This is a genomic window from Oenococcus kitaharae DSM 17330, assembly GCF_000241055.1.
Taxonomy (GTDB): Bacteria; Bacillota; Bacilli; order Lactobacillales; family Lactobacillaceae; genus Oenococcus; species Oenococcus kitaharae.
The window spans coordinates 731,656-757,490 of the sequence record NZ_CM001398.1 but is presented as its reverse complement, the minus strand read 5'-3'; the positions used below and the strand labels follow the sequence as shown (position 1 = coordinate 757,490).

The 25,835-nt window shown below is 43.3% G+C and carries 22 protein-coding genes; 5 read left to right on the top strand and 17 right to left on the bottom strand.

Annotation, left to right across the window (positions count from 1 at the left end):
* Nucleotides 1–61 precede the first annotated feature (61 nt).
* Nucleotides 62–3,640, bottom strand: coding sequence for a helicase-exonuclease AddAB subunit AddA (addA, locus tag OKIT_RS03725; RefSeq protein WP_007745444.1), 3,579 nt, complete (start codon nt 3,638–3,640; stop codon nt 62–64).
* The gene (locus OKIT_RS03720; RefSeq protein WP_007745443.1) at nt 3,637–7,107 is read right to left on the bottom strand and encodes a PD-(D/E)XK nuclease family protein; all 3,471 of its coding nucleotides are present in this window, start codon (nt 7,105–7,107) and stop codon (nt 3,637–3,639) included. The genes addA and OKIT_RS03720 overlap by 4 nt, the downstream gene beginning before the upstream one ends.
* A 166-nt stretch (nt 7,108–7,273) precedes the next feature.
* Here OKIT_RS03720 and OKIT_RS03715 point away from each other — a divergent pair, with 166 nt between their 5' ends.
* Complete coding sequence (locus OKIT_RS03715) at nt 7,274–7,720, top strand: Hsp20/alpha crystallin family protein (protein ID WP_007745441.1); 447 nt, start codon at nt 7,274–7,276, stop codon at nt 7,718–7,720.
* A 48-nt stretch (nt 7,721–7,768) separates the two neighbouring features.
* Here the strand turns inward: OKIT_RS03715 and dltD are convergent, their stop codons facing one another.
* The 13 genes from dltD to OKIT_RS03650 all read right to left on the bottom strand — a co-directional run bounded on the left by dltD (nt 7,769) and on the right by OKIT_RS03650 (nt 20,430).
* Nucleotides 7,769–9,058, bottom strand: coding sequence for a D-alanyl-lipoteichoic acid biosynthesis protein DltD (gene dltD, locus OKIT_RS03710; protein ID WP_007745440.1), 1,290 nt, complete (start codon nt 9,056–9,058; stop codon nt 7,769–7,771).
* On the bottom strand, nt 9,058–9,291 hold the full coding sequence (gene dltC / locus OKIT_RS03705) for a D-alanine--poly(phosphoribitol) ligase subunit DltC (protein WP_007745438.1): 234 nt from the start codon (nt 9,289–9,291) through the stop codon (nt 9,058–9,060). The genes dltD and dltC overlap by 1 nt, the downstream gene beginning before the upstream one ends.
* Nucleotides 9,292–9,301: 10 nt before the next feature.
* A complete protein-coding gene (gene dltB, locus OKIT_RS03700) occupies nt 9,302–10,531 on the bottom strand; it encodes a D-alanyl-lipoteichoic acid biosynthesis protein DltB (protein ID WP_007745433.1) in 1,230 nt (409 codons plus the stop codon).
* Nucleotides 10,524–12,050: a D-alanine--poly(phosphoribitol) ligase subunit DltA gene (gene dltA, locus OKIT_RS03695; RefSeq protein WP_007745432.1), complete on the bottom strand. Its 1,527-nt coding sequence runs from the start codon at nt 12,048–12,050 to the stop codon at nt 10,524–10,526. The genes dltB and dltA overlap by 8 nt, the downstream gene beginning before the upstream one ends.
* A 9-nt stretch (nt 12,051–12,059) precedes the next feature.
* Nucleotides 12,060–12,206: a teichoic acid D-Ala incorporation-associated protein DltX gene (locus OKIT_RS03690; RefSeq protein ID WP_171900381.1), complete on the bottom strand. Its 147-nt coding sequence runs from the start codon at nt 12,204–12,206 to the stop codon at nt 12,060–12,062.
* Between the two features lie 76 nt (nt 12,207–12,282).
* Nucleotides 12,283–13,140 carry an alpha/beta hydrolase gene (locus OKIT_RS03685; protein ID WP_007745430.1) on the bottom strand — a complete coding sequence of 286 codons (858 nt, stop codon included), beginning with the start codon at nt 13,138–13,140 and terminating at the stop codon, nt 12,283–12,285.
* Nucleotides 13,127–14,410, bottom strand: coding sequence for a PTS transporter subunit EIIC (locus OKIT_RS03680; RefSeq protein ID WP_007745429.1), 1,284 nt, complete (start codon nt 14,408–14,410; stop codon nt 13,127–13,129). The genes OKIT_RS03685 and OKIT_RS03680 overlap by 14 nt, the downstream gene beginning before the upstream one ends.
* Nucleotides 14,411–14,453: 43 nt before the next feature.
* On the bottom strand, nt 14,454–15,287 hold the full coding sequence (locus OKIT_RS03675; RefSeq protein WP_007745428.1) for a PTS system mannose/fructose/sorbose family transporter subunit IID: 834 nt from the start codon (nt 15,285–15,287) through the stop codon (nt 14,454–14,456).
* 11 nt (nt 15,288–15,298) lie between these two features.
* On the bottom strand, nt 15,299–16,126 hold the full coding sequence (locus OKIT_RS03670; RefSeq protein WP_007745427.1) for a PTS mannose/fructose/sorbose transporter subunit IIC: 828 nt from the start codon (nt 16,124–16,126) through the stop codon (nt 15,299–15,301).
* 15 nt (nt 16,127–16,141) lie between these two features.
* A complete protein-coding gene (locus OKIT_RS03665) occupies nt 16,142–16,627 on the bottom strand; it encodes a PTS sugar transporter subunit IIB (protein WP_007745421.1) in 486 nt (161 codons plus the stop codon).
* Entirely contained in the window at nt 16,624–17,061 is a 438-nt protein-coding gene (locus OKIT_RS03660) for a PTS sugar transporter subunit IIA (protein ID WP_007745419.1), read from the bottom strand. Before OKIT_RS03660 ends, OKIT_RS03665 begins: the two co-directional genes overlap by 4 nt.
* A gap of 128 nt (nt 17,062–17,189) precedes the next feature.
* Nucleotides 17,190–20,015, bottom strand: a complete 2,826-nt coding sequence (locus tag OKIT_RS03655) for a sigma-54-dependent transcriptional regulator (RefSeq protein WP_007745418.1) — start codon at nt 20,013–20,015, stop codon at nt 17,190–17,192.
* A gap of 16 nt (nt 20,016–20,031) precedes the next feature.
* A complete protein-coding gene (locus OKIT_RS03650) occupies nt 20,032–20,430 on the bottom strand; it encodes a hypothetical protein (protein ID WP_007745417.1) in 399 nt (132 codons plus the stop codon).
* Nucleotides 20,431–20,594: 164 nt separating this feature from the next.
* Between OKIT_RS03650 and OKIT_RS03645 the strand changes: the two genes are divergently transcribed.
* The 4 genes from OKIT_RS03645 to OKIT_RS03630 all read left to right on the top strand — a co-directional run bounded on the left by OKIT_RS03645 (nt 20,595) and on the right by OKIT_RS03630 (nt 24,444).
* Entirely contained in the window at nt 20,595–20,813 is a 219-nt protein-coding gene (locus tag OKIT_RS03645; protein WP_007745416.1) for a DUF3923 family protein, read from the top strand.
* Between the two features lie 144 nt (nt 20,814–20,957).
* Entirely contained in the window at nt 20,958–22,262 is a 1,305-nt protein-coding gene (gene rpoN, locus OKIT_RS03640) for an RNA polymerase factor sigma-54 (RefSeq protein ID WP_007745415.1), read from the top strand.
* Between the two features lie 53 nt (nt 22,263–22,315).
* Nucleotides 22,316–24,124 carry a M3 family oligoendopeptidase gene (locus OKIT_RS03635; protein ID WP_007745414.1) on the top strand — a complete coding sequence of 603 codons (1,809 nt, stop codon included), beginning with the start codon at nt 22,316–22,318 and terminating at the stop codon, nt 24,122–24,124.
* Between the two features lie 116 nt (nt 24,125–24,240).
* A complete protein-coding gene (locus tag OKIT_RS03630) occupies nt 24,241–24,444 on the top strand; it encodes a DUF2188 domain-containing protein (protein ID WP_028291878.1) in 204 nt (67 codons plus the stop codon).
* Between the two features lie 27 nt (nt 24,445–24,471).
* Here OKIT_RS03630 and OKIT_RS03625 read toward each other — a convergent pair whose 3' ends face one another.
* Nucleotides 24,472–25,125: an MIP/aquaporin family protein gene (locus tag OKIT_RS03625; RefSeq protein WP_007745412.1), complete on the bottom strand. Its 654-nt coding sequence runs from the start codon at nt 25,123–25,125 to the stop codon at nt 24,472–24,474.
* Between the two features lie 107 nt (nt 25,126–25,232).
* Nucleotides 25,233–25,796, bottom strand: a complete 564-nt coding sequence (locus OKIT_RS03620; protein WP_007745411.1) for an SOS response-associated peptidase — start codon at nt 25,794–25,796, stop codon at nt 25,233–25,235.
* Nucleotides 25,797–25,835: the final 39 nt, after the last annotated feature.

The following is a 25,835-nucleotide window of genomic DNA, read 5'->3' as shown; positions in this document are numbered from 1 at the left end:
TCATTTTTAACCGTTTTGATCATAAAGTCAAGGGAAAAAACAATAAATTAAAAATAGTTGTTTATAAGTGAATCAGTTTCTCGCCTTCTAAGCCTGCTATCACGCGATCAGCCACCTTTTTGCCTGGATACATGCTTGCCAAAGCAGTTGCATAAATATTCAGCTGCCCGGCATAACGCGCCGACAAATCAGCCATATAATTTTTCGTCAAACGATCCGTCTTGTAGTCAAACAAGATAACATCATCACCGTCAATAAAATAGCCGTCAATAATACCGTGAACTAAGACTTGATCGCCGCTACTGATACCCTGATAGAGTTTTTCGGCCGGCAGGAGCATGGCAAACGTTTCCTCACGTCTGAGACTGTCAACATGCGCTTGAATCTGCCTGCCTAACTCAGAATGTATCAGCCATTCCAGCTTGTCTAATTCAATCGCTTGGGCCAGGTCCGAATCGCTAATAGTCTGATGAATTAAATTCGTTAGGTAATCTGTGGTCAGTTCTTTATGCCAGTCAATTTTTTCCAAGATTAAATGCGTGGCAGTCCCTTTATCTGTCGAACTAATATGTGTTCCCTGGCTGGACTGGGCGAAATCCGGCTTAGGCAATTCCGTGATTTCTGCAGCTGGTTGATCATCCATTTCCGGCAAAAGCAAAGCGTCTGGATCCTCAAAAACACGTTTTAATTCACTGACGTTATGATAGGCCGCCAGATTACTTTCCGTCTGAAAGGGATATCGGTAATCGAGAATTTTTTCTGCCCGTGATAAATTAATTTCCGGGTCGGATTTAATATCTGAAGCCGTCACTGCGGCCGTATCGTTTTCCGTTTCTTGTGCAGCCATGTCTATAATTTGGCTATAGTCGACCAGTTTGATTGAAAATACCAAGTCGGATTGATCAGCTTGTTTGACCAAATCCGTCAAATCAATCCGGCCAGTCTTAGCTAAAGCCATACCAATCCACTGCTGATAGCTCGTCGCACGCAATCGATCCTGCACAGCCAGCACGGCCGGGTCTTTTGAAACAGGTGTCTCCCAAGATAAAGCTAAATCAGTCTGCGATCCGCTAGCACCAATTAGATACAGGCGCTGTTCGGCACGCGTTAAAGCAACGTACAAGAGCCGCATCTCTTCAGCCCAGTTTTTCTCTTTGATCTTTTCTGCAACAACCATTTTTTGCAAGGTTGGAATTTTCACGCGTGAAACAGGGTCAACCAGATCAATCCCGACACCTTCGTCAAAATCCGCTACCATCACACCTTGTGTATCGCGTGCATCAATTTTTTTGTCGAGATTCAGCAGAAAGACGATTGGAAATTCCAAACCTTTGGCTGCATGAATTGTCATAACTGAGACAGCTTGTTCGCCCATATCCGCCGGCGCTTGGGAAAAATCTTCAGTCGCGTTCATCAGCTGTTCGACATAGCGAATAAAACTGAATAAACCAACAAAACGATTGTCTGATAATTGCTGAGCGTATTCGTATAAAGCGTGCAAGTTGGCTAAACGTTGTGTTCCGCCGACCATCGCCGAAACATATTCTGGCCAATTCGTGTCATCGTAAATCTGCCAAATCAAATCAACAATCCGGTTATCAGCCGCGATTTCCCGATAACGATTCAGCTGCTGGAGAAAGTTGACCAGTAAATCTTTTAAATCAGCGTCGGCGCCGGTTTCAGCATACGTTTTCACGGCTGTAAAATAATCGTGTTTTAAATCCACTGTGCGAATCTCGGCCAATTTATTTTCGTCCAAGCCATAAATCGGTGACCGCAAAACAGCTGCCAAAGGAATATCCTGATGCGGGTTGTCAATAATTTTTAAGAAACTTAAAATCACAGAAATTTCAAATTCCTGCAGAAAATTACCAGCCGCGACATTCACTGGAATATTGTGTTTGGCAAAAACAGCCTGCAGCTCGTTTTCCCAAGCATGCGAGCGCCCAAGAATGGTAATATCTTTAAATTGAACTGGCCGCATGCTTTTTGAGTCGCGGTCAAAAAGCTGCTCGTGGCCAACTAAATCCTGAATTTTAGCCGCAATCAATTCCAGTTCGGCATCAGTCTTGCCAAAATCCGCCTCTGTCTGTTGGCCGTCATCGATCACGATCGATATTTCAGCCACTTTCTTCAAGTCAGCCGGATAATCTTTATTGGCCGCCTTTAATTGGACATCCCCTTTGTAATCAATTCCGCCTAATTTCTGGTCCATTAATTGATCAAAAACGGAATTCGAAAACTGCGTGACATTTTTTTCTGAACGATAATTATCAGCTAATTCGATCAGACGACCGCCTTGATGCCGACCATAGGCACGATATTTTTCCGTAAACTTCTTCGGGTCAGCTTGACGAAAACCGTAAATACTCTGTTTTAAGTCGCCAACCATAAACATATTGTGGCTGTTTGCCACACTCGTGAGAATACTTTCCTGCAAATCATTAATATCTTGGTATTCATCGACAAGCACTTCATGATAACTGCTTTGAACTTCTTCACGAATACTGGGAACTTTGAGAATCTGATAGGCAAACTGCTCGCCATCTGAAAAATCCAGCAGCGATAGATCGCGTTTTTTAGCAGCAAAATGTTTCCGAAATAGTTTTGTCAGCTCAACTAATTCTGTGACAATTTTATCGGCATTTTGGCTAATCAGCAGCCATTGTTTTTCGTTAAGAAGCAGGAAATCCGTGGCAATTGAGCGATACGAATCCCGAGCAGCCTTGATCTGCTTATCGACGAATTGTTTGAAATACTCAGCTTCACCAGGTGTATTGCCCTTTTTGCGAGCGGATTTCGGCCAAGGATGCTGATCATAATAATTGCGTATCTGCTGCCAGTCATTACTTTTAAAACTGTTAATCAGTCCCTGCATCATGGCGGCAACATCAGTCAAATAAGGTTCGTAACTGCCATAATCCTGCAATTTTTCAATCTTCTCTTTGGCTGAGACGATCTGGTAATAAGCTTCAACAACCTTATCGGATAATTGGGGCGCTAATAAGCGCTGCCAAAAATCGCCAGCAGTCAAACTATTTCCCAAGCGATAATGGCGGCCGAGCGAATCCAGCCACTCATCGGCTTCTGCACGCGCTTCGGCCATCGAATTCAATCTAATGACCAGTTTTTTCAAATCCTGATCTCGGCTGGCTGAAGAAAAATTCGCGAGCAGTTCCAGAAAACGGCTGTCTTTATATGACGAATTAAAAGTATTATCAATCACTTCTTGAATCAGCAAATCTTTTTCGGTCTGATCAGCCAAAATGCGATAGCGCGGGTCCAAGCCGATTGCCGCATAATATCGTTCGATAATTTTTAATGAAAAAGCGTCTAAAGTCCCGATTGCCGCACTATTCAACGATAGCAGCTGCGCCTGTAAATGTTTTTTATCGGCCTTTGCGCTAGTCTCTCCGATCCCTTGACGAATGCGTTTTTCCAGACGACTTTTCATTTCCGAAGCTGCGGCATCTGTAAAAGTCGAAATCAGAAAACGATCAATATCCTGGCCTGCCAACAGCTGCTGGTAGACATGTTCAATTAAAACAGTTGTCTTGCCAGAACCAGCCGAAGCAGCAACCAGCAGATTTTCATCAGGAGCATGAAAAATAACAGCTTTTTGGTTTTCAGAATAGTTCATTTTTCCTGCTCCTTTTTCAATAAGGCCAAAATGCCTTTTCTGTTATTGGGATAAACATTCAAATCATGATAACGATCGCCAAAAGAACGATCGAAATTCATAACTTCCTTATAATCGGAATAAGTCAGTGCAGATCTCTGGTCGCCCTCCCGCAAAGGATACAAAGGAAAACGCCCTTGACTAATGGCATTGCCGGCTTGGACCAGTTTATCCTGGTCATGTTTCATCAATAATTGCAGATCTTCTTTAGATAAGACATCATCGCTAACAGCATGCTGTTCATTTTTTGTTAACGAAAAATGATAAAAATCGGCCTTCTCGCCAGCTTCCAGATGCTGCAAATTATCCAAATAGGCTGAATCGTCCAGTAAAAGACCACGGAATTGGAAATCCGGCCGCTGAAACTGTGCATTTTGGCCAAAGACCTGGTCCAGCGGCACACCCTTGGACAGCATATCTGCGATTGTGGCCGGCTGATTTTTAATCTGGGCGAAAACAGCCCCGCCCAACTGGCGAAATCCCAGCTGCTGTGTATTTTTTAAAAGATCCATCCAATAAGTCAACAACTGCAGCTCACTGCCAACATAAGCATCGCGAAAATTAAATTGTTTGCCATTGGACTTGTAATCAATAATTGTCGCAAAATCATGATTCTGATCCTGGCTATCAATGCGGTCGACTTTCCCGCGAAGATATAAGCGGTTGCCGTTTTCCAAAGTGAAATCCAGACCAATCAAAGGCGCCTGCTTGTTATCCTGATCCAAGCGGCCAAAAGCTGCCTCAGTGCGGATAGGGCGTGATTGGTTAAAGGCATTGGACAGCCGCATCAGACGGAAAGTCAATGCAACATCCTGTGTGAGGCTTTTAGCAACAGCCTGGAAATGGTCATCTGAATCCAGAATCTGAAAATCTTCTTGCTGCAGCAGGCTCTCAGCAGCCTGACGACTGCTTTCATCCAGTTCTTGATTGCTTAAATCGCGAAATGCGACTTTTTTTTCGATCATCCTATCAACGACTTTTTCAAAAATCGCATGATAGTAACTGCCTGAAAGCGCAGGATCCAGGGTAAATTGGCTCCGTTTTTTCAAACGCAGGCCATACTGCAGAAAATATTCATAAGGATTACTGAAATAGCGTTCGATTTGAGAAATTGATAAACGCAAATCTTTGCCAAAAAGCTTATCGACCAGATCTTTTCTCAAAGTCACGACTTGATTTTCATAATGACTAGCAGCCAAAACTTTCTTAAAGTTGCCGTTTCGCAAGGAAATTAACGAATATAAGCCGTCAATAAAAGCAGTCCCATATGCTTTTGCACTACGACTGACGGCAGTAACCGAGCTATTGGCATTGCCCAAATAATTAACGAGATCCGCCTTCTTTTCAGGCAGATCCGGCACTTTGACTTCGTGCAAGTCCGAGACTTCCGGCAATGACAGGCGGGACAAATATGGCGAAAGCTCATTTTTTTTGCCATCGCTTCTAAATTTTGGATAACTGAAGACAACTGATTCTGTGGCGGATAAGACGGTCGAATAAAAACGCAGATTCTCGGCAGCCATTTGCTGACGACTTGTGTCCTGCAAAAAATAATCCTTTTTGGCTTCAGCAAAATCACTGATTAATTGCTGACGATCAGAGTCATCCAATAGGCTTTTAGAATCAATCTGCGCCGGCAGGCTGTCTGAAGTCGCACCAATAAAGTACAGTAAACGATAATCCTGCCGCTGAACAATCCCGCTTTCTGAAATTGTAATCTGATCCAGACTGGCCGGAATGCCTGAAAACGTGGCCGCCGCAAAACCATCTTTTAACATCTGCAAAAAATCCTGGCCAACAAATTCCTTGTCGGCAATCAAATGATCGATCTGTTCCAGGCTGTTTATCAGCATTTTCCAAGCCTGAACGCCTCGGTCATCGCCGCGATTGGCTTGTGCAATAAAGACCTGATCGACTTTAAAATCCAGCAGCCAAGCCATTAAGGCCCTGACCGCCTGCTCATAAGTAGTCACTTTGGCAAAACGGTCCTTAAAACTATCCAGCAGCTGCACAATATAGACACGCATCTGATTAACCATTTGGTTGATTCGCTGGTCTTGTGGATCGCTTTTGGCCACATCCTGTTCATCACTGACCGCGACATACTGAAAATCACCATTACGCCAAAGAGCCTCTTTAGGGTTAGCTGCCAGAACAAAGTTTTCCAGATAATCAAAAGACTCTTGAAAATTCGTTTCGGATTCCCATTGGAATAGGCCGCTTTTTAAAATCCGCATAACCCGTTCGTAATCGAATTCTGCACTTGGTGTCAACAAACTTTCTAAAACAGAAGCTAAAGGATGATCAGACATGCGGGTATCACTGTCCAAGAAATAAGGCAGATCATAGCGCTGGAAAAAGTGCGGCAGAATATCTTTGTAATTGTCCAAACGCTGAGCAATCACCAAAATGTCACGTGCCCGCAAAGTTGGATCGTCGACCAATTTGCGGCGAATCGAGCGGGCAACAAAAGCCGCTTCGTTTTCCTGGCTGCTGACGGTCCTGATCGACATCTGAGGCAATGGGCGTTTTTCTTGGGCAAAACCCTGCGTTTCTAATTCACGCCAGCTCTTTTCAAAATTCTGCTGCGACATAGATAAATTTCGATCGCGATGAATCCGTTCGATCTGGGCATCAGGAAAATTTTCTCTAATCAAGCGGTTCGTCTTAAAAAAGAGATTGCCATCCCCAAAACGATCACTCGCACTATCGCCGATCAAAGCGACCGTCACTTCAGAATCACTGCCTTGTCTATCCAAGGCAATAATTGCTTGTAAAACAGACATCTCAGTATTGGTAAAATTAGAAAAACCTTCAAAATAGAAATTTGCGTGCGATAAGTCTAAATCTGCCAAATCTTCAGCAAAATTTTTCAGCTTATCCTCAGGCAGCTCAAAGTCTGCCAGTAAAGGCAGAACTTGTGCTTCAATAATCGCCAGAAAATGAATTTTGTCAGCTAAACGATCTTGGCCGCTATGTGTTACCCCTAACTCAGCGGCAGTCAATCCGGAATCCCAAATTTCCTGCAGCTGTGCGGCAACATTGGCCACAAACCCTGGCAAACGGGCAGAACGCGCAAAAATTCCCAATTGTGCTAAGGGCAGATCCCGCAAGACTTGTCCAACTAGAATGGCGATTGATAAATCAGTCAGCGCCGTTTTCCCCTCTTCTTGTTTGGTCAAGGCCCAAGCCAGGCGTGAGAAAGAGTAAACCTGCAAGCGTGAAAAGGCCTGGTTATCTTGAGTTTTAGCACCCAACAGAGTCCCAAAATCTTTTAAAACACCGACCTCTGACGAAAATTTAATATGATTGGGTACCACATAGAAAAAACGTGCCTGCGGATCCGCCTGATATTTTTTATGTATACGAGCCAATAACTCGGAGCGAAAATCACTATCAGCAAAGGCTCGGATAATCTTTAAGGTCATAAGCCAATTTTAGCATCGTACAGATTTTTGCTCGATTTATGTAGGCTGGTAAAGTATTTTTTAATTTTTTTGTTTGACCTTTATTGACTTTCTGACCAATACTGACTATTATAATAGGTGTAAGCGATAGATATGATATATCACTTAGCAATAGGAGGTATTGAATATGGCAAATGATTTAATTGATAGGAATGATGGACTGATGGACGTCGGCGATATGATGGGAAATTTGATGAATAATTTCTTTGGCCCGCGTGATGAGTTTTGGAACGGTATGCGTCGGAGTAATCCTTTGATGCGGACCGATATTTCCGAGGATGACAAAGCTTACGCTTTACAGATTGAACTGCCCGGATTAGACAAAAAGGATATTAAAATAGATTACGCTAACAATAATCTGTCCGTATCGGGCACGCTGAATCGTGATTCGGAGCAAAGAGATAAGAAAAATCATCTCGTTGCCAGTGAGCGCCGCTCTGGCAGTTATTCTCGCAGCTACTATCTCCCTGGTGTTGATGAAAGCAAGATCAGCGCTAAGTATGAAGATGGCATCTTGAAGCTTGTTTTACCAAAGTCTGATGAGAATCAAGCACATCATATTGAAATTCAGTAAATCCAAAAAAGCCACTGTGATGAGCAGCGGCTTTTTGTTTGTCCAAATTTATTTTTTAATCAGCTTGCGTGCATCTGATTCTGTAAAACGCAGCTGCTGCCATTTTTTGGATAGGAAACGATTATTAATCCGATAGTGAGGCTGCTTCTGCTTTTTGGTGAGAAAAGGATATACACCCTTATCAAAAGCCAGCCAGCCGCGCCAGCCTAGGTGAATCGTATCTTCCATAAAATAGGGCTGATTACCATCTTTGGACAAATCCAATACCTGGTTGAAAGATTGCTGATGTAGTTGATATTTGATTTTACGCACAGCACGCTGATAACGCGCTTCTTTTAAGCCTGTATAGGCAGCCCATTTATGATTAACAGGTGGTATTACAATCATGACATTGATATTGGACTGAGCAAATTGAGTCAGCAGCAACTGCAAATCACCATACTCCGGGGATCGCAAATAACTGGCTCTCCTTTGAACGCCGCGCAAACGCCGCACGCCAATCGGCCGAATTTTGCTGCGATAGAAACGATTAGAAATACCAAATGCGTTGTTGCTGCTCCCCCTAGCTGCCATACGGCCTGCTATGCGGCTTAGGCGACCATAAGAAAATTTCTTTGGCAGGTATTGGCTTTGCTTTAAAATTCGCCGGTCATAATTATCATTGATATGAAAATTACTGAATAGCTCATCTTCATGTTCTAAAACATTTTTTCGAGTTCGGATTTCCCATTTTTGAAAAGGGGTCAAGGCTTTTCCTTGGGCAATCCGCCGATACATAGCGGCTAAATCATCTTTGCGGCCTTTGCCCTGCAACGTAAGGAAACGACGAGCTGCATATCGATCGACAGCTGTATTCTTTGCACGGCATAGCCAATCAGCACCTTGCAGATTGGAAAAATAAAAGTCAAAAGCTGCAGGTTCAGCTCCAACATGATCAAACCACTGCGGCGAAATAACAAAAACAGCCTGCTTATTTTGTAATTGTGGCAAAATGGTCTGCATGCCAAAATATTGTGTCAGTGACTGTGTTCCCCGCCGGCCTAATAAAAACGGCCGGTAACTGCGTTGATATTTAACCGCTAGCACTGAAGGATGGAAGGCATCCATACGTTCCCATTCAGAAGACCCGAAAAAAGGAATGTAACGCATATGCTGATCCGATAACGCTTGTTTTTTTAACTGCTGATTCTTAAAAACGACAGAATTCAAAGCAACTGCCGCCCGCTGTTCATCTTTGGATGAAAAGTGAGAATAATTAAAAGGCGCAAATAACAAAACAAGCAGAATCGCGACAGCCAGCAGTACGGGTCCAAAAATTCTCCAGAGCTTTTTCCCCATTAGTGATTCATCAGCTCCTTGACCTGCGCAATCACTTTATTGGGCGTATCCCATTGGCTGCGATCGAATTCAGAGACTGGTACATTGATCGAGAACTTTTCCTGCAAAGCTAAAATCAAATCAACAGTCGCCATTGAATCTATGAGACCATTTTCAAAAAAATTCTCATCACGCTGGTCAGACAAATCTTCACCAGCAATATTTTTCAAAATTTCTAGAACTTCTTTTTCCATTTTTACACCTCTATTTTTTGATAAACCATAAAACATTCAAGAATCCCGAGAACAACAAGAAACTGAACATCACCACGTGAAAAGTAAAGATAATCGCAATGCCTTGTGTCAACCAATTAGACTTCAGCCATTTTAGATGGCGGCGCTTATAACGCAGCCAGGCATCGTTAATCATTAGACCCAAGCCATGAAATAGGCCATAGGCAATATAGTACCAAGTGATGCCATGCCAAAAACCCATCAGCAGCATATTCAAGACATAAGCCACACTTGAATAAGTGGTGGATTTTTTGAATAATCGTTTTTTCTTCATGGCGAAGACCATCCGCATGAAAACGTAATCTCGAAACCAAAAACTCAAGCTGATGTGCCAACGATCCCAGAACTCTTTCAGGTTTTTTGACTTAAAAGGCGCCTTAAAGTTCATTGGTGTTTCGATGCCCATTAAATACGAAACGGCGACAGCGAATAAGGAGTAGCCCGCAAAATCAAAGAACAAGTAAAAACCATAAATATACATGACCCACAAAAGTTCAAATGATGGCCCCTTGCCAGCCGCCAAAGCCATATTTTCAGCATTAGGAAGCATTAAGCTGCCGAAGATATAAGACAATACGAATTTATACAAAAAACCGATAAACAGATATTTAACAGCTTTGCCAACCAAATCCACATAATGATTCCGGTCCGGAATCTGCTGATAATCTTTTTCAAAACGCCGATAACGATCAATCGGGCCCGAAGACAAGGTCGGCATAAAAACCATGAATCTAAAAAAATGCCAAGCTTTGAAATCTTTTTGGACACCGTCCCACATTTCCATAATCACGCCGACCGCACGAAAGGTCAGATAAGAAATACCAAGAAAACCAATGATCGATTTGGCGCCTTCATCGATGGCTGGCGTCATTTTCACAATGATCAAGGGCAGAATGGAGGCGAACACGGCTAGATAGAAAACCCAGGCCTTATTTTGGCGATTCCGGTAGATATGATACAGCCATACGGCCAGCAGCTGCCAGATAATATAGCCGATTAGAGCTAATCCCTGGCCCAGCTTGTCGTCTGTAAACATCAAAACAATGAAAACTAACGAAAAGATGGCTTCATAAATCTTAAAACGCCGGCCGAAATATAAACCGATGGCTAAAGGCAGTATGGCTATCAGCAGGTAAATAAAGTAAGTCGGATCCGCATAGGGCTGTAAATTAGGCAGTTGATTTCCGAAAAAATCAAACATTATTGACCTCAGCGATGGCTTTTTTGATGTCAATTTTTCCGTTGGCTGAAATCGGCAAACTGTCTTTGTAAACAAAACGGCTGGGAATCATATAGGACATCATCCGTTCTTTCAAATCTTCTTTAAGCGCTTTTGTTAAATCAGCATCCTTGGCAAACTGATTATCTTTGGGCACGACCCATGCCAGTAATTGGGCAACTTTATGATCCGAATCGTATCGTGGAATAGCCACGGCTTGTTTGACCAAATCACTTTGACTTAAACCATGGTTCACTTCCTCAAGCTCGATCCGATAGCCGTGCAGTTTGATCTGAAAATCTTTACGGCCCTCATAATGCAGCAGACCGCGTGCATCCAAACTGCCTAAGTCTCCGGTACGATAAGCCCGCTGCCCTTGATAATGGAAAAAGGCTGCTGCAGTCTTTTGTGGATTGTTCAGATAGCCCTTTGAAACACTTGGGCCGTAAATAATGATCTCCCCAGATTGGCCACGAGGTACGGGTTTCCCTTGCTCATCAAAAATCGTGACTTGCGTATCAGATTTGACATAGCCCACAGGCAGACGATCGAATTGATTTACAAGCTGCTGAGTTATTTGAACTCCCGAAACAGCTACAGTAGCCTCAGTCGGCCCGTATGTGTTAAAAATTTTAGCGCCAGGAAAACGTCCTTGCAGCTTGTCGGCAGTCTTTTTAGTCAGCTCCTCACCGCAGAAAAGAAAATGACTCAGTTGAGGTAAATGAACTTGATCGAAATCCGGATTTATCAGACAGACTTCTGCAAAAGAAGGCGTCGAAACAAAAACCTGCAAATCATACTGCGGCAGAATCTCAAAGAGTTTTTTGAAATTATCAGCAACTTCTTTTGGCAAAGCCCGCAGCTGCCCGCCGGCTAACAATGCCGGAATCCAGTCCATGACAGATAAATCAAAAGAGAAAGGTGCTTGGGCTAACGTGGAAGCATGTTCAGGAAGATTAAAATCAGAACCTAGTTGCCAATTGGCAAAACTTAAAATGTTGCTGCTGCTGATCTGTACGCCCTTGGGTTGACCCGTTGTACCAGATGTAAAAATGATGTAGAAGGTATCATCACCAGTGACGGCATGAGTCATCTTGTAGGCAGTCTGCTGCAAAAAAATATTTGCCAGCTGATCAGCTTGAATCACCGGCCGGTCTGAAATTTTTATCGGCAACGCATCACAGGCAATCACAAGAGCGGGATCAGCAATGGTTAAAATCGCCGTTAGCCGCTCGCTAGGCGAGTTTACATCGACAGGGATATAAGCGTGACCAGATTTAGCAGCAGCCAAAAAACTCGCAATCATCGAAAATTCCTGACCACCAAAAATCATGATCGGTGCATTTGTTTTGATTGGCTGACAATCGATATAAGCAGCCAAAGAATCAGAATATTCTTTGAGGTCGCGATAACTGTTATGTCTGCCCAAATAATCATATGCCGGTGAATCGGGATGGATAGCGGCTTGTGCATTGATTGTTTCTAAAATATTTTTAATCATAATCACCTGTTAAAACTCGTTATAGATAAATCCGCCATCGTTAATACCGGTATATCCATATAAATAAAGCAAAATGACCAGCACGACAAAATAAAATACTGTTTCTAACAAAAATTGAACGGCTGGACGATGGAAAAAATCAAACAAAATCTTCACGCCTTCTCCTTTTCGTAATCTCAAATCATGTTACATTAATTGCATCTCTATTGCAAATTTGTAACAAAAAATAAGTTTAGTTGGTCCCACCATTATTCGTATTCGGCAATGGGGAAATTGGAAAATCAAGGATACGTCTTTGAATTAATTCAATGATTTGTGGATTAGTGGGTAGGTCAGAATGTTGAGAATCAGCGCCAGAAACCGTAATTTGCGTATAAGAATGAACAACGTTTTGAAAAATATAGCGGCCGGCAAGGACACTCTCGATCGGCACAATCCCATCATCTTTGTAGGTCTCAGTGCCGGCAATCGAATATACAACAAGAGAAGGCGGTAGATGATGACGCCTTTTTATCAAATCGGTTAGCAACTGTGTCCGATCATTGGGCGAACTTTCAGAAAAATTGTAGGGCGAACCAACAGTCATCAAAGTACCAACCGTATTTTTTTTGCTGTTAAAGTAATTTTCTAAGTAAATTGTCCAATCTAATCCACCATTGGAGTGACCAAAGGCATTAAAATGATTGAAATGATAACGTTTCTGCAAAGCCTGCATGGCTAAATTCAGCCAACGTGCCTGACGCTTAATCGTCTCATAACCATCGCTGTTATTTTGAAAACCAATCACAATATAAGGCTGCTGGTCATTAGCTTTGATACGGCCGGAATAAGTAATTGTGTTATTCGTATTGACTCTGACGCGCAATAAAGAGTGCGGCGTACTTTTGCTGTTCAGAATTAGAATCAAGTTATTAAAACGCGTATTGCTGGCAGCCGAGCCAGGAATCATAATCGTAGGATTCAATCTAGAATTATAGACAACTGCCTGGTTTTGAATACTCTGCCGCACCCAATTGCGGCCGACGAACAACGATGCCAGTGAGAAAAGCAGCAGAAATAATCCAGCAGACACATTTTTAATCTTTTTCATCGCGATCCCTTTCTAACCAGCGATTCACAAAAGGAAAATAGATCAGCATCCCCACTGCTAAATTGATAACAACCAGCAGCAGATTTCGCCAATCAGCACCTGATGATAAAAAAGCCACGAACAGACTCGGTGTTCGCTGAGGAAGCTGATAAACAGCAGGATTAACCAAATTCATTTTTAAGGCAATTGCTGAGATCGATACAGCTGCTAAAGGTGCCAATACAGCAGGCAGCAGCAGCAAAGGATTGAAAAAAATCGGCAGTGCGAAGGCCAGAATCTGATTGCTATTAAAAAGGCTGGGCAACAGAGCAATCTTAGCCATTTTTTTGGATTGCGCGCGCCCCTTCAACAATAAAAGCAGAATTAAGGCGAGACTCATCGAAACGCCGCCAAAAACTGCAAAAGCATCATAAAGCGTGTGCAGGCTTAAGACGTTTGGCACGGTTGAAACTTTATTGTCCAAAGAAGCGTTCAAATTACCAATCGCTGCCGGAAGAGAAAAAGTGTTACGTGTTAAAGCCAGTGGTACCGGTAATCCCAGCCACAAGAAAAGACTCGCCGTGATGGCCAGCAGGAGAACACCAGCAAAATTTGTTGACAGCAAGTAGACAAAACGGTCATTAAACCACTGTCCCAGATTAACCATCTGGGCAAATTGGTGATTTTTTAAAAGATATGCCGCCGCTAAGGCTGCCGAAACCAGGCATAAGAGACAAAACATGATCAATAATTGCCGATTAAACGTATTCGGATGCCGAATCAATAGCTGCATACAGCGCGTGAGCACAAAAGTGACTGCTGCCACAACAAGCAGATTTTGGCCGGAAGCTTGAAAAAGAAAATCGTTGCTGAACAACAAAAAAGTCACAATAAAATTAACCAGAGGAATTAAATCATGGCGGTTGTCATGGTCAAGGGGCTCCATTAAATGCTCAGCATAGAAAAAAGCAAACAAAGGCAGCAGCAGACGCGTCAAGTAAAAGTCCAATTGAGATAATTCGATTGCCGGAGCTTGTAAAAAAGCCGGTAGTTTGATATTAAATACGGTCAGAAAAAAGCCCGGTTGTGTCAAGAAAATAGACACAAACAGGTGGAAAAAAACCGTCACAACGACAAAAGGCAGCATTTTTTTCAAAGCTGCATAAAAAGCTGCAAAGAAAGAAACTTTGTTCATCGCGTTCTGCCAGTGTTCCAATTGTGTCAACAAGGCTGCCAAGGTTTCCTTCATCTTACAACAGCCGCTGCTATGATCAAAACGAAAAGCAGCCAAAAAAAATCTGCTCCTTTCAGAGCAGATTTGTACAAACAACGATTTAACCAAGAAATCCTAACCACTTGCCGATAATACCTAAAGCGAAAATACCAAAGATAATTGTCAAAGGACTGACGCCTTTTTTCAGCAGCCAAGAAACAAACAGTGTTAATACCAGCGCCAACGCGCCCGGCAGAACCGTATCCAATATATTTTGTATCGTTTGCGTTTTGCCGCTAATCCTTGTTGCAACAATAGGAATATTAATCGTCGTCCACTTGGAGACCAAAGCACCCATGACGAATAATCCCATGATAGAGGCGCCTTCAGTCAGCTTCTTGATGCGATCGCCAGCCATATCGCTGATAATCTCACTGCCTTTTTGATATCCGTACTTGAGCAGATACCACTTGATAGAAAGACGAATGGCGTTGATTAAAACAAAGAACAAAAGCGGCCCTAAGATACTGCCTGTTTTAGCAATACCAGCACCTAAAGCTGCCAGCACTGGCCTTGCCGTTCCCCAAAGCAGTGGATCACCAACACCAGCCAGCGGGCCCATGAGCCCGATTTTCATGGCGGCAATCGCAGTGCCGTCAACCTTGCCGCCATTAGCTTTTTCCTCTTCCATGGCTGATGTAACACCAAAGATAGGTGCTGTCAGCCAAGGATGTGTGTTAAACCACTCCATGTGCCGTTCCAAAGCCTCATTACGCTCTTTGCCCGGTGCATAAAAGCGCTTGATAGCCGGAATCATAACAAAGCAGTAGCCCATGTTCTGCGCACGCTCAAAGTTAAATGAACCAAGCAGAAACCAGGAACGTACGTACATGTGGCGCAGATCGCTTTTGGTTAAAGTCTTTTTTGTGTCTGTATTTGCTATTGCATTATCCATTATGTCTCCTCTCAATCATCCAAATCGTCATCTAAATCATCATCGCCGTTTGAAGCAGAAGCCGTTGCCAGTTTCTCACTAGTACCGCTGCTATGATGATTGTTTCCATTATTGTTGTTGTACTTCAGCTGGATGTAAAGCAGAGCAAAGATCAAACCCAAGCCGCCAAAACCAACTAGGTTGAAGTTCGTAAATGCAGCAAACAAGAATCCTAAATAGAAGAAAGGCTTCAAATGCGGCACATCCATCATGTTGATCACCATCGCATATCCGACAACCACGATGATACCGCCGGCAATCTGCAAACCACCTGTGATAACAGTTGGAATTGCTTTTAATCCCGCCTCAACAGCACTCGTACTAATCATCATGACAATAGCTGTCGGCACCATCACGCGCAATGCCTGCAGACCCATGGAAATTACATGCATCCATTCAATTGCGCGGTAATTGCCCTTCTTGGCAAAATCATCACCTTTATGAACAAAGAAAACCACAATCGTCCGAACAAAGATCGTTAATGCCTGACCGGCTGCAGCCAGCGGCACAGCAATCGCAATACCCTCACCAATGTTGGCGTGTGTGTTGATAACCAGCAGCGTTGACACAATTGAGGCCAAGGCGGTATCCGGTGCCATAGCCAGGCCGACATTCATCCAGCCTAAGGCCATCATTTCCAAAGTACCGCCCAAAATGATGCCCATGTTCAAGTTGCCCAAAATCAAACCCACCAGCGTGCAGGCAACAAGCGGCCGATGCGTCTGTCCTTCATCCAAAACGGAACCGACGCCAGCAATGCCGGCCACTAACAAAACTAAAATACCCTGTATAATATTCACTTTCCGTTATCTCCTTTATGATTTATCGTCGAGGATTTTCATGAAGTCTTTGCTGGCATCCCCCGGCAGCTGCTGCAGATCCAGACTGATCCCTTTATCGGCCAGTGCACGAAAGGCCTTAACATCCTCTGGTGTCACACTGACTGACTCTGTCACGTGGATTTTGTCCGGCGCAAAACGCATACCGCCAACATTCACTTTTTTAACTTCAACGCCAGCGTTAACTGCCTCCAGCAATTCTGTCGGATTACCAAAAATCAGCATGGCTGTTGTATCTTCATATTTAGGGTTTTGAAACACCCGCCCCATTTTTTCCGGGCTGACTGCACTGGCTTTCACATTAGACGGCGCCACAGACAAAACCAGTGTTTTACGCATCGGATCATCAGCAACTTCTTTACTAACGACGATAATACGGTCTGCCGGCAGCAACTTGATCCACTTGGTCAAAACCTGGCCGTGGATATAACGGTCGTCAATTCTTGTCACTGTTATTTTCATAATGTATCCCCTCCTTCGTCGCTAGCTGTCGTGTTCACACTTTTAATCTCGTCACTAAAGACGCGTACAGTTCCAGGTGCAATTTCCTTCAGATGCGATACGATAGCTGACAGTGATCCAGCCAGCATTGAACCTGCCTCCAGCAGCATTGGCAGATTAACTCCAGCTACAATATCGCGCTCCGTATGACCATAGACCAGTTGCGTCGCTGCGTTGTAGGGGCTGCCGCCAAAAAGATCGACAAGAAACAAAACCTCGCTGCCTGGCGCTAATGTGCCTAAGACCGTTTGATAATGTGCTTTTAAATCATCAACACCCTCACCCTTTGAAAATGTCACAACATGAATCTGGTCACTGTGACCGAAAATCATCTCAAAAGCACTTAGCAGACCAGGTGCTGCTTGTCCGTGACCACTCAGAATTATTGTTACCATTCTTATTCCTCCTCACTTATCTACATGCAAACAGCGTGCCAGACTTGTTTTAAACAAAAAAAGACGAAAAAAATACCTCTGTCATCCTTAAAAAAAGAAGAACAGAGGTGTTTTAAAACAACTGATGATCATTTGGAACGATTTACGATTTTTTTGAAACAAGTTGGCCGGAATTTAAAACAACTTTGAAACACTTTCCCCTTCATCAAGAAAGTCAGCGACTGGCTAATAAATTTTTCCGCACGCGCCAAGGCAGGGGTGGTCGGTTCCGTGAAAGTCAAATTGTCTTGACGCAATGAACGCTCAAAAGCAAAAGCCGTATGAACAATACTTTTGATAATCAGGCTATTGGAAAAACGGTGATTCAAACGCTGCTGGACCTGATCAATCCAATTATTCAGCAATTGATTAATTAAATAAGGATTCAAGTAGACCAAATGTGCTTTTAAAATATCTTCGCATAAGTCATAAGCCACAATCGTCTTGTCAGACGAAGGCTGCTGCTGAGGCAAAGTTGGTTCATGGCGCAAGACAGCCTTCAACACATCCTCGCCATTTCCACCAATGAGTTCCTCTAACGACACGTAAGGTACCGGCAGGCTTGGCCGTTTTGTCCCAACAGCTGCAATCACCTCGTAATCAAGTACGATTTTAGCAATCTGTTCCGTCATTTTTAAAGCCGAAACCGTCTTAACGCTGATTGCTTCCTTTGTATTGCTGTGAATAATTTGTTCCAATATGTCCTGGATTTTTTTGGCAGTCCCGCTGCCTGTTGTGCAAATAGCCAGAATCACTTTTTGTGCGGCAGTTTCATTGGGCAGATCGCCCTGCATCACCAATTCGCGAAAATCTTCGCGGACAGAATTATAAATCGAGCCAAGATCCATATTCAAATAATTCACCTTGCGAATCACATCCAGCACAATCGAAGTTGTGACATTTGTGATCGTTTTAATTGAGACGCCTGTTTCGGCTGTTAAACGCTGTTCTAACATCGCTAAAGAACCCATATCAACGAGCAGCAGCACGCCCTTGCCTTGATCCAAACGAGGTACGATCGCAGTCATCTTGCGAAAAATATCTTCCGGCGACAAATTAAGCGGCATGTCCAGCGCTTGTGCATAATGGCCGCCGAACAATTCATTGGCTACCTGCACCATCGAAGAAGCCGTACTATTACCGTGAGAAACTACTAGTACACCGACCTTGTGGTCAACAGACAGTGTCTCAATTGATGCCAGCAGCATGGTGAGGTAAATAACTTCAATATCCGGCAGGTAAACGTCAAAACTACTTTTAATTCTCATAGCAAACAACTTGGCCACTTGATACTCTTTGGCATGGCTCTTTTTAATCTCTTGGATTTCCGGTTCCAGCAGCAAGTCTGTTTTAAGGCCGCGTTTGAAAAAAGCGTCAATATGCATGCCCATATAATAGATAAAACGCTGATCCAGCTGCGTATGCAGTTTTTCTTCGGCCAATTTTTTCAGCTCATGAGTGAAATCCAGTAATTCCGGCGAGACAAATTTTGCTAAATTCTGTTCGACACGTCCTTGATCAAAGAAATTTTTGATGTGCAAATGCAGATCAGTCATGATATATTGGTGAATTTCGTCGTCTGAAACGCCGTGTGACTTTAACAAACCGACTTTGTTTTCAATTTCGCTATAGATATTGCCTTCGCTATTCTCAGGCTGATCAGCCGAACCGTCGACATTAAAAACCGTATTTGTATCGACGAGCGACAGCAATTCCTTGGATTTTTTCAGATTAGAACTGCTTGATAGCCATTCTTGGCGAATTTCTTCAGGCAGATCATTAACTTTAACTAAGACCCTATCCGTTGTATTCAAACTGTTTAAAAAAGCTTGCGCACAAACCAGCTGAATCTGAGATTTTAGTTGGCCAACATTACCGTAATTGTTGGCTGTAATCAAAGCCGTCAAGACATCAATGGCTACTACCAGCTGTTTTTTGATTCTTTGCGCTTCTTGTTGAAACAAATACTTGGCTAAAGAAACCTTTTCGGATAAAGTCCGTTCGGCCAAAGAAGGAATACGAATCGTCATGGGAATCCGATGCAGAAAAGTACTTAAGAGTGCGGAAGCCGGATCCTCGGTTGTGGCACCAATAATTAAGACATTGGCCGTACGATCCTTGCTGCTTTCGCCCAAGCGGCTGAAGTGGCCGTTATCAATGAAATAAAACAGCATTTCCCGTCCTTCAGGAGGCAGGCGATGAATTTCATCCAACAGCAAGATGCCATGATCGGCTTGTTCAACTAGGCCAGGCGTATCTTTGTCAGCACCTGTATAAGCACCTTTCACGTAACCGAAAAGCTGAGACATCAGCAACTGAGGGTTGTTATAATAATCAGCACAGTTAAAAGCCATCATCGGCGCGTCTGCACTTAATAAGCCGCGGGCTTTGGCAAAATCGTAAATTTTCCTCGCAAAGAAGGTTTTCCCGGAACCTGTCTGTCCGACCAGCAGCATATGCAGGCCGTGCGGCGGATAGGAAGCGGCGGCTTTAGCTTGAGAAATGGCATTTTTCAAACTCCCTTGGGCACCGATGACCTGTGCAAATGGGTCGCCATGGAGGTCAATAGCGATTTTTTGTGCAGATACATTAGCTGGTACGCCAGCTGCTGCTTTAGCAGTTAAGCTCGATTCCAGCTGCTGTAAATCTGTAAATTCATAATAAGCCAAATCTGAGATACCGAATTTTTCCCGCACCCAGGATATAGGCAGAAAACGTACCGGAAAACTCTTGATTTTCACCGCTTTTTTGAGCCTCACGAGTTTATTTAATTCTAAAGAACAATTCGCACGGCTCACTTGTGTCTGAGCAGCTAATTCTTCAGCTGTGCTGCCGGGTCGTTTTTTTGCTTGATCAATCGTCTGCTGGACCCAGCTGTCATTCAGGCTTCTCTCGATCTTATCGATTCGTTTCATAAGACCCTCCAAAGAATTAGGCTTTGGCCAAACGCTGCCGCAGCAGTTTTAAATTCTTTACGTGCCAAGATGTTTGATTTATTTTCGGCAGGCTCATTTTTAAGGTTAACGGCTGATGACTATGCGGGTCCTCTTCGGTTGTTTCGATGATTAATTGATCCGCCAGTGCTTTGCTTTTGAGAGTGATACTGGCAATCTGATGTTTTGTAAGCACAAAACCGTTTGAAAATGCATCGAAAGCGTCATTGTAGCGAGCTGCAAAGAAAAAATCATCACCGATATAGACGCAATTTGTGACTGGATTTAAATTCACAATATTCACAGAAATCACGGCATGGCCTGGTTCATACACCAATTTAGGATCTACTTGCTGCATATATGTTTTGAATAATGCTTCTTTAATAAATAAGCCCATCGGCTGTCTCCTTAACTTAAAACAAATTCCCTCACATATCCATTTTCCTCTAAATTGTGTGTGAAAACAAAATTGTCGTAAACCTGTTTTAAAACACGTATGTATAATTGAATGAAACAGCCGTTTTGAGCTGGGAGCAAAATATTATCATAGATGGAGGCAGCATGAAAGTTTGGAAAATCAGTTCCGGGATTTGGTCACTTATTTTTGTGATCGGTGCCTTATTTTTATGGTTGCGCAAAACTGATGGTGCAGCTGCCGCTAATAACGCGGCTAATCAAGCTGCGTCTTTAAGCATCTGGTTCATTTTGTTTGTCGTCATCCTGCTGGCCCATATGATCTGGCACCATTCTTTAAGGGCACACAGGCCAAGGAACCATTAAAATGATCAAAGGATCCATACGGATCGTCTAAATACAAGGCCATCTTTTTTCCCGATGGAGGCATGTGAACCATATAGGAGCAAATTGTGTTATATAGTTTATATGCGTAGTTCTATCATTGAGTGATAGAGAAGAGAGTTTTCAGTGAGACAGCAGAATTTATCCCAGCGGCCGCAGCAGCGCCAAGGATTCACAATGACGCAGCAGCTGCAGCAATCCATTCAAATGCTTCAGCTGACCAATCAAGAACTAACCAGCTTTCTTAATGATGCCAGCAATAATAATCCCTTTTTAGATGTCAAACTACCCGCTTGGTATCAAAATTCTCTGGATGGGCTTGTTTCTGCTGACAACAATAGCTGGATCGAAGCACAAGCAGATCGAGATCAATCTTTAGATAACTACCTGCTTGATCAAATTAATTTAACTATGCGCGATGCACCTTTGAGAGATTGGGTGATTGCGCTTGTTTTTCAGCTTGATGAGAATGGTATATTGCCACTTTCACTATCTGATATCCAACGAGAACTGGCCATTTCCAAAGTCCAAGCCATGGATGCCTTAACACTGCTTCAGCAGTTAGACCCGTCTGGTATCGGTGCACAATCACTCAGCCAAGCAATGGATCTGCAAATTCAACGCGATCCCCGAGCACCGAAACTAGCCGCTGTACTCATGCAGGATGAGCCTGATTTATTAAAAAATCAGGATTTGCAGTTATTAGCCGACAGGCATCATAGCAGCACCGCTCAGATATCTGAGGCATTACATTACCTGCAGCGTTTATCACCTGCACCGGGCGCTTTTTTCAATCAGCCGCGAACCGAAGTACTGCTGATTCCGGATATTGCTATCCATCTGGTAGCTGACCATCCAGTCGTCGAAATTCTCAAAGTTAATCAACCAGAATTAAAGTTCAACGAAAGCTACTTCAATCGTTTGCAAACTTCGCCAAATAAAGACACTGATTTAGACAGTTATCTTAAAACTCAGCGCCAGCAATATGACTGGCTGACAGCTAGCCTCGATCAAAGACAGCAGACGCTTTTAGCTGTTGGGCAGGTACTAGCTGATAAACAGCTGGCCTTTTTCACGCAAGATGATCATCCGATTGCACCTTTATTGATGCGGGAAGTCGCCTGGCAGTTACATAAAAGCGAATCCACAATCAGCCGCACGATTCGTTTAAAAGCCCTCCAAACCGATTTCGGGATTTTTCCATTAAGAGATTTCTTTACACGCCGGTCATTTTTTGAAACACACTCCGATCAAGAAATTCAAACCCGGCTGCTGAAACTAATCGCACAAGAGGATCCTAAATCACCCTATTCGGACAGCGAACTGACTGCCATATTAGTCAAAGAAAATATGCCAATTTCTCGTCGAACTGTGGCTAAATACCGGCTGCAGCTTAAAATTCCGGCTGCGCGCCATCGAACATTAAAATAAATTGTCATCAGGCCAAGGAAAGCTATAATAGTTTCATATTATAAGGAGAAAAAATGACGTACTCACAAAATTGGAACATTGATCGCGTGTTCCCAGGGCTGGATTCTAAGGAACTCGAATCAGCCTTTCAAGCGGCTGAAGGCGAAAATCCGTCCCTAGCAGCAGAATTAGCTGCTTTGTCCGAAACATCCAGCAATCAGGCCATTTTGGCTGCTGCTGATTCCCTGCAGACAGCTGAAGGTAAACTGCATACAATTGGTTTTTACTTGAATGCTTGGAGTTCAGTCAATTACGGTAAAAGTGAAATCGGCCCTAAGTTCGACCGTTTATCAAAAATTGAGATTGACTACACAGTACAAGAACAAAAGTGGGGCAAATTTTTAGCTGCCTTGTCTGATGCGCGTTTTAAAGAACTTTTAGCCGATGACAAAGCCAAGCCGATTGTCTTTATTTTAAATGAGAGCAGAGAAAAAGCTGCCAAACTGCTTGACGATCAGACGGAAAAACTGATCAACGAATTTCAGGTCGACGCACTGCACGCCTGGTCAGCACATTATGACACGATCTCTGCAGGGTTAAAGACAAGCTATACAGATGCAGATGGCAAAATTCAGGAAGTCTCTGCCGGCCAAGCCTTAAATCTGTTAGATGGCATCAAAGACAAAGATGCACGTGCCGACTTGATGAAAAACTATGAAAAAATGTGGGGAAAAGCTGAAAACCTGTCCGCTGACACACTGAATCATTTAGCTGGTGCCCGTCTGACTGACTACAAAGCCCACGGTATTTCTGATTTTCTGGAAAAACCTTTGGAATTAAACCGCCTTTCCAAAGCCTCTTTGACAGCTATGTGGGATACAGTCGCTAAAAACGAAGGTATGCTGGTCAAATTCTTTGCTCGCAAAGCCAAACTGTTGGGATTGGATTCTGACCAGATCTCCTGGCAGGATCAGACAGCTCCCGTGCAGGTTCCTGGTTATCAGCCGCGGACCTTGACTTACGATCAAGCTGCCAATTTTATTATCGATAATTTTTCCAAATACTCGCCAAAAATGGGCGCTTTTGCCAAACATGCCTTTGAAAATCAATGGATTGAATCCGAAGACCGTCCTGGCAAGCAGCCTGGCGGCTGGGACGAATCGATTCCCGCTTTAAAAGAAGACCGTATTTTCCTGACCTTCACTGGATCAGTCAACGATGCCGCAACCATTGCACATGAATTGGGCCATGCCTTTCACTCGCATAATCTGTATGATCTGCCGCAGTGGCGCCAAAATTATGCCATGAACGTAGCTGAGACGGCTTCGACTTTTGCTGAAACGATTATCAATACGGCTAATGTTGAAGCAGCACAATCAGACGCTGAAAAAATTACTCTGTTGGATGCCAAAATGTCCAATGCAACAGCTATGTTTATGAACATTCGCGCCCGTTTCATCTTTGAAAGCAATTTTTATAAAGAACGCCAAAAAGGTGTCTTGACGCCTGCACAGCTGAATCAGCTCATGGTCGCAGCACAAAAAGAGGCCTTTGCCGGTGCCTTATCTGATCAAGGTGTTCATCCCCATTTTTGGACCTCCAAGCTGCATTTTTACATTGACGATGTGCCCTTCTACAACTTCCCATATACCTTCGGCTATTTGTTCAGCTTAGGTATCTTCGCTTGGGCACAAAAACAGCAGGATTTCGAGACTGCTTATATCGCCTTGCTGCGCGACACGGCCAACATGAGTTCTGAAGAATTAGCGAAAAAACATCTCGGTGTTGATCTGACTCAACCTGATTTCTGGCAGGCTGGCGCTGATCTGATTAAAAAAGATGTCGATGAGTTCTTGGATTTGACTGAAAATCTTAATATTTAGAAATTAAAAGGCGACTATGTGCCGTCTTTTTTTGATTGCCAAACTTTTACCTTCTTTTAAAGTTGCCTTGCTATCATTATCTATAGGTTGAACTTTAAATAATCGGAGGAAATCTAATGCCCTGGAGTGAGAAAGAGTATCCAACCTCAATGAAGAATTTGAAAAAAGTCGCTCGTGATAAAGCTGTCGACATTGCTAATGCTTTAAAAGAGAAAGGCTATAGCGATCAAAGGGCTATTGCAATCGCGACTGAACAAGCTGAGAAATGGTATCAGGATCATCACGATCAAAGAGATCCTTTCAAAAAAAATAAATCATAAAAAAGCGAACCTCTCTGGGTTCTTTTTTTAATCTTCGCTTTGAAGCAAAAACTTTGACACGTATGCTGCGATGATCGCACCAACTTCTGGTGCGACAACGTAAAGCCACAAGTGCGATAAGGCCGAACCACCAGCGAAAAGTGCCGGTCCAATCGAACGTGCCGGGTTCAATGACCCGCCAGTCAGATTTAAGGAAAACACAATCATTAAAGCCAAAGCAAGGCCAATAATTAAGCCGGCAAAATCGCTATTGCCGTGTTCTTTGCTAGTGACGTTAAGAATAATTGTCAAGAACAGGAAAGTGGCTAACGTTTCAACTGTGAATGCCAGCCCGACAGAAATTTTCGGAAAATCTGTCTGACCCAATTGATTGGCAGCTTGGCCTAGTCCTTTGGCAAACAGTTGGACAAGCCAAGAAGCTAAGCAGGCCGCGATAATCTGAGACACAATGTAGCCAATTGCATCAGCCAAACCAATGCGCTTATTCAACCACATCGCAGTCGTCACGGCTGGATTGAAGTGGCCGCCGGAAATACCGCCAAAAGCATAGGCAGAAATTGTGACCGCCAATCCAAAAGCCAGTGCGATCGTCAAAACACTGCCGCGAGCAATCACAACTGAGCTCGTGCCAATGAAAACCAATAAAAAGGTGCCTAGAAACTCGCTCACATATTTTCTCATGCGATATCCTTCCAAGAAAAGAGAATAACTTTATTTTAAGTTTTTTCATTGATAAAAGAAAGTTATTGCTGTAATTTACGTGAATGTGGTCAAATATACGTACAAAATTATACTTTTTTAGAAAAAAGTTCGGGCATTGGATTCGCAATCATCTCGCTAGCCGCATTAAAATCCGAGAGCCAGGCGGCAATTTGTGTTTTCTTTAAAATCAAGGGCATGCGATTATGGACTGGCGCGACTGATTGATTGGGTTCAGTTGTAAACAAAACACTTCGTGCTTGACCATCAAAAAAGTTGTAACATCCGGCAATATAAAGTGCCTCATGATGGTCCGCATAATTGAACCAGACCTTTTCCTTGTCTAAGTTCCATTCAAAGAATCCTGTCGTTGGATAAACACAGCGCCGTTTTTTAAAGCTTTCAGAAAAAGTCCGTTTCTCTAGCAGAGTCTCTGAACGCGCATTAATCAAAAGTCGTTTGTTGCCGAAAATTGGAAAACCCCAGGCCATTCCCACAACTTTAATTTTCCCTTGATCGGCAATGACTACAGCCGTTGTATCTCCTGGAAAAACTTCGCCGGTCTTGATTTCATAGCCGTTAGCCTGAGCCAACCGTGTGATTTGGCTGATTTCTGGCGAAAAATCAGATTGAAAAGTATACCGACCGCACATTTTCGGACTCCTCCTCACATTGCTTCTATCTTTATTTTA

What these genes read in the sequence shown, in the direction of transcription:
- OKIT_RS03645 (WP_007745416.1), top strand. Translation starts at nt 20,595, where the DNA reads ATGAAAGTTTGGAAAATCAGTTCCGGGATTTGGTCACTTATTTTTGTG.
- OKIT_RS03620 (WP_007745411.1), bottom strand. Translation starts at nt 25,796, where the DNA reads ATGTGCGGTCGGTATACTTTTCAATCTGATTTTTCGCCAGAAATCAGC.
- OKIT_RS03660 (WP_007745419.1), bottom strand. Translation starts at nt 17,061, where the DNA reads ATGGTAACAATAATTCTGAGTGGTCACGGACAAGCAGCACCTGGTCTG.
- dltB (WP_007745433.1), bottom strand. Translation starts at nt 10,531, where the DNA reads ATGTTTGATTTTTTCGGAAATCAACTGCCTAATTTACAGCCCTATGCG.
- OKIT_RS03685 (WP_007745430.1), bottom strand. Translation starts at nt 13,140, where the DNA reads ATGAAAAAGATTAAAAATGTGTCTGCTGGATTATTTCTGCTGCTTTTC.
- OKIT_RS03650 (WP_007745417.1), bottom strand. Translation starts at nt 20,430, where the DNA reads ATGGGCTTATTTATTAAAGAAGCATTATTCAAAACATATATGCAGCAA.
- dltD (WP_007745440.1), bottom strand. Translation starts at nt 9,058, where the DNA reads ATGGGGAAAAAGCTCTGGAGAATTTTTGGACCCGTACTGCTGGCTGTC.
- dltC (WP_007745438.1), bottom strand. Translation starts at nt 9,291, where the DNA reads ATGGAAAAAGAAGTTCTAGAAATTTTGAAAAATATTGCTGGTGAAGAT.
- OKIT_RS03630 (WP_028291878.1), top strand. Translation starts at nt 24,241, where the DNA reads ATGCCCTGGAGTGAGAAAGAGTATCCAACCTCAATGAAGAATTTGAAA.
- OKIT_RS03675 (WP_007745428.1), bottom strand. Translation starts at nt 15,287, where the DNA reads ATGGATAATGCAATAGCAAATACAGACACAAAAAAGACTTTAACCAAA.
- OKIT_RS03720 (WP_007745443.1), bottom strand. Translation starts at nt 7,107, where the DNA reads ATGACCTTAAAGATTATCCGAGCCTTTGCTGATAGTGATTTTCGCTCC.
- dltA (WP_007745432.1), bottom strand. Translation starts at nt 12,050, where the DNA reads ATGATTAAAAATATTTTAGAAACAATCAATGCACAAGCCGCTATCCAT.
- OKIT_RS03635 (WP_007745414.1), top strand. Translation starts at nt 22,316, where the DNA reads ATGACGTACTCACAAAATTGGAACATTGATCGCGTGTTCCCAGGGCTG.
- OKIT_RS03625 (WP_007745412.1), bottom strand. Translation starts at nt 25,125, where the DNA reads ATGAGAAAATATGTGAGCGAGTTTCTAGGCACCTTTTTATTGGTTTTC.
- OKIT_RS03715 (WP_007745441.1), top strand. Translation starts at nt 7,274, where the DNA reads ATGGCAAATGATTTAATTGATAGGAATGATGGACTGATGGACGTCGGC.
- addA (WP_007745444.1), bottom strand. Translation starts at nt 3,640, where the DNA reads ATGAACTATTCTGAAAACCAAAAAGCTGTTATTTTTCATGCTCCTGAT.
- OKIT_RS03665 (WP_007745421.1), bottom strand. Translation starts at nt 16,627, where the DNA reads ATGAAAATAACAGTGACAAGAATTGACGACCGTTATATCCACGGCCAG.
- OKIT_RS03655 (WP_007745418.1), bottom strand. Translation starts at nt 20,015, where the DNA reads ATGAAACGAATCGATAAGATCGAGAGAAGCCTGAATGACAGCTGGGTC.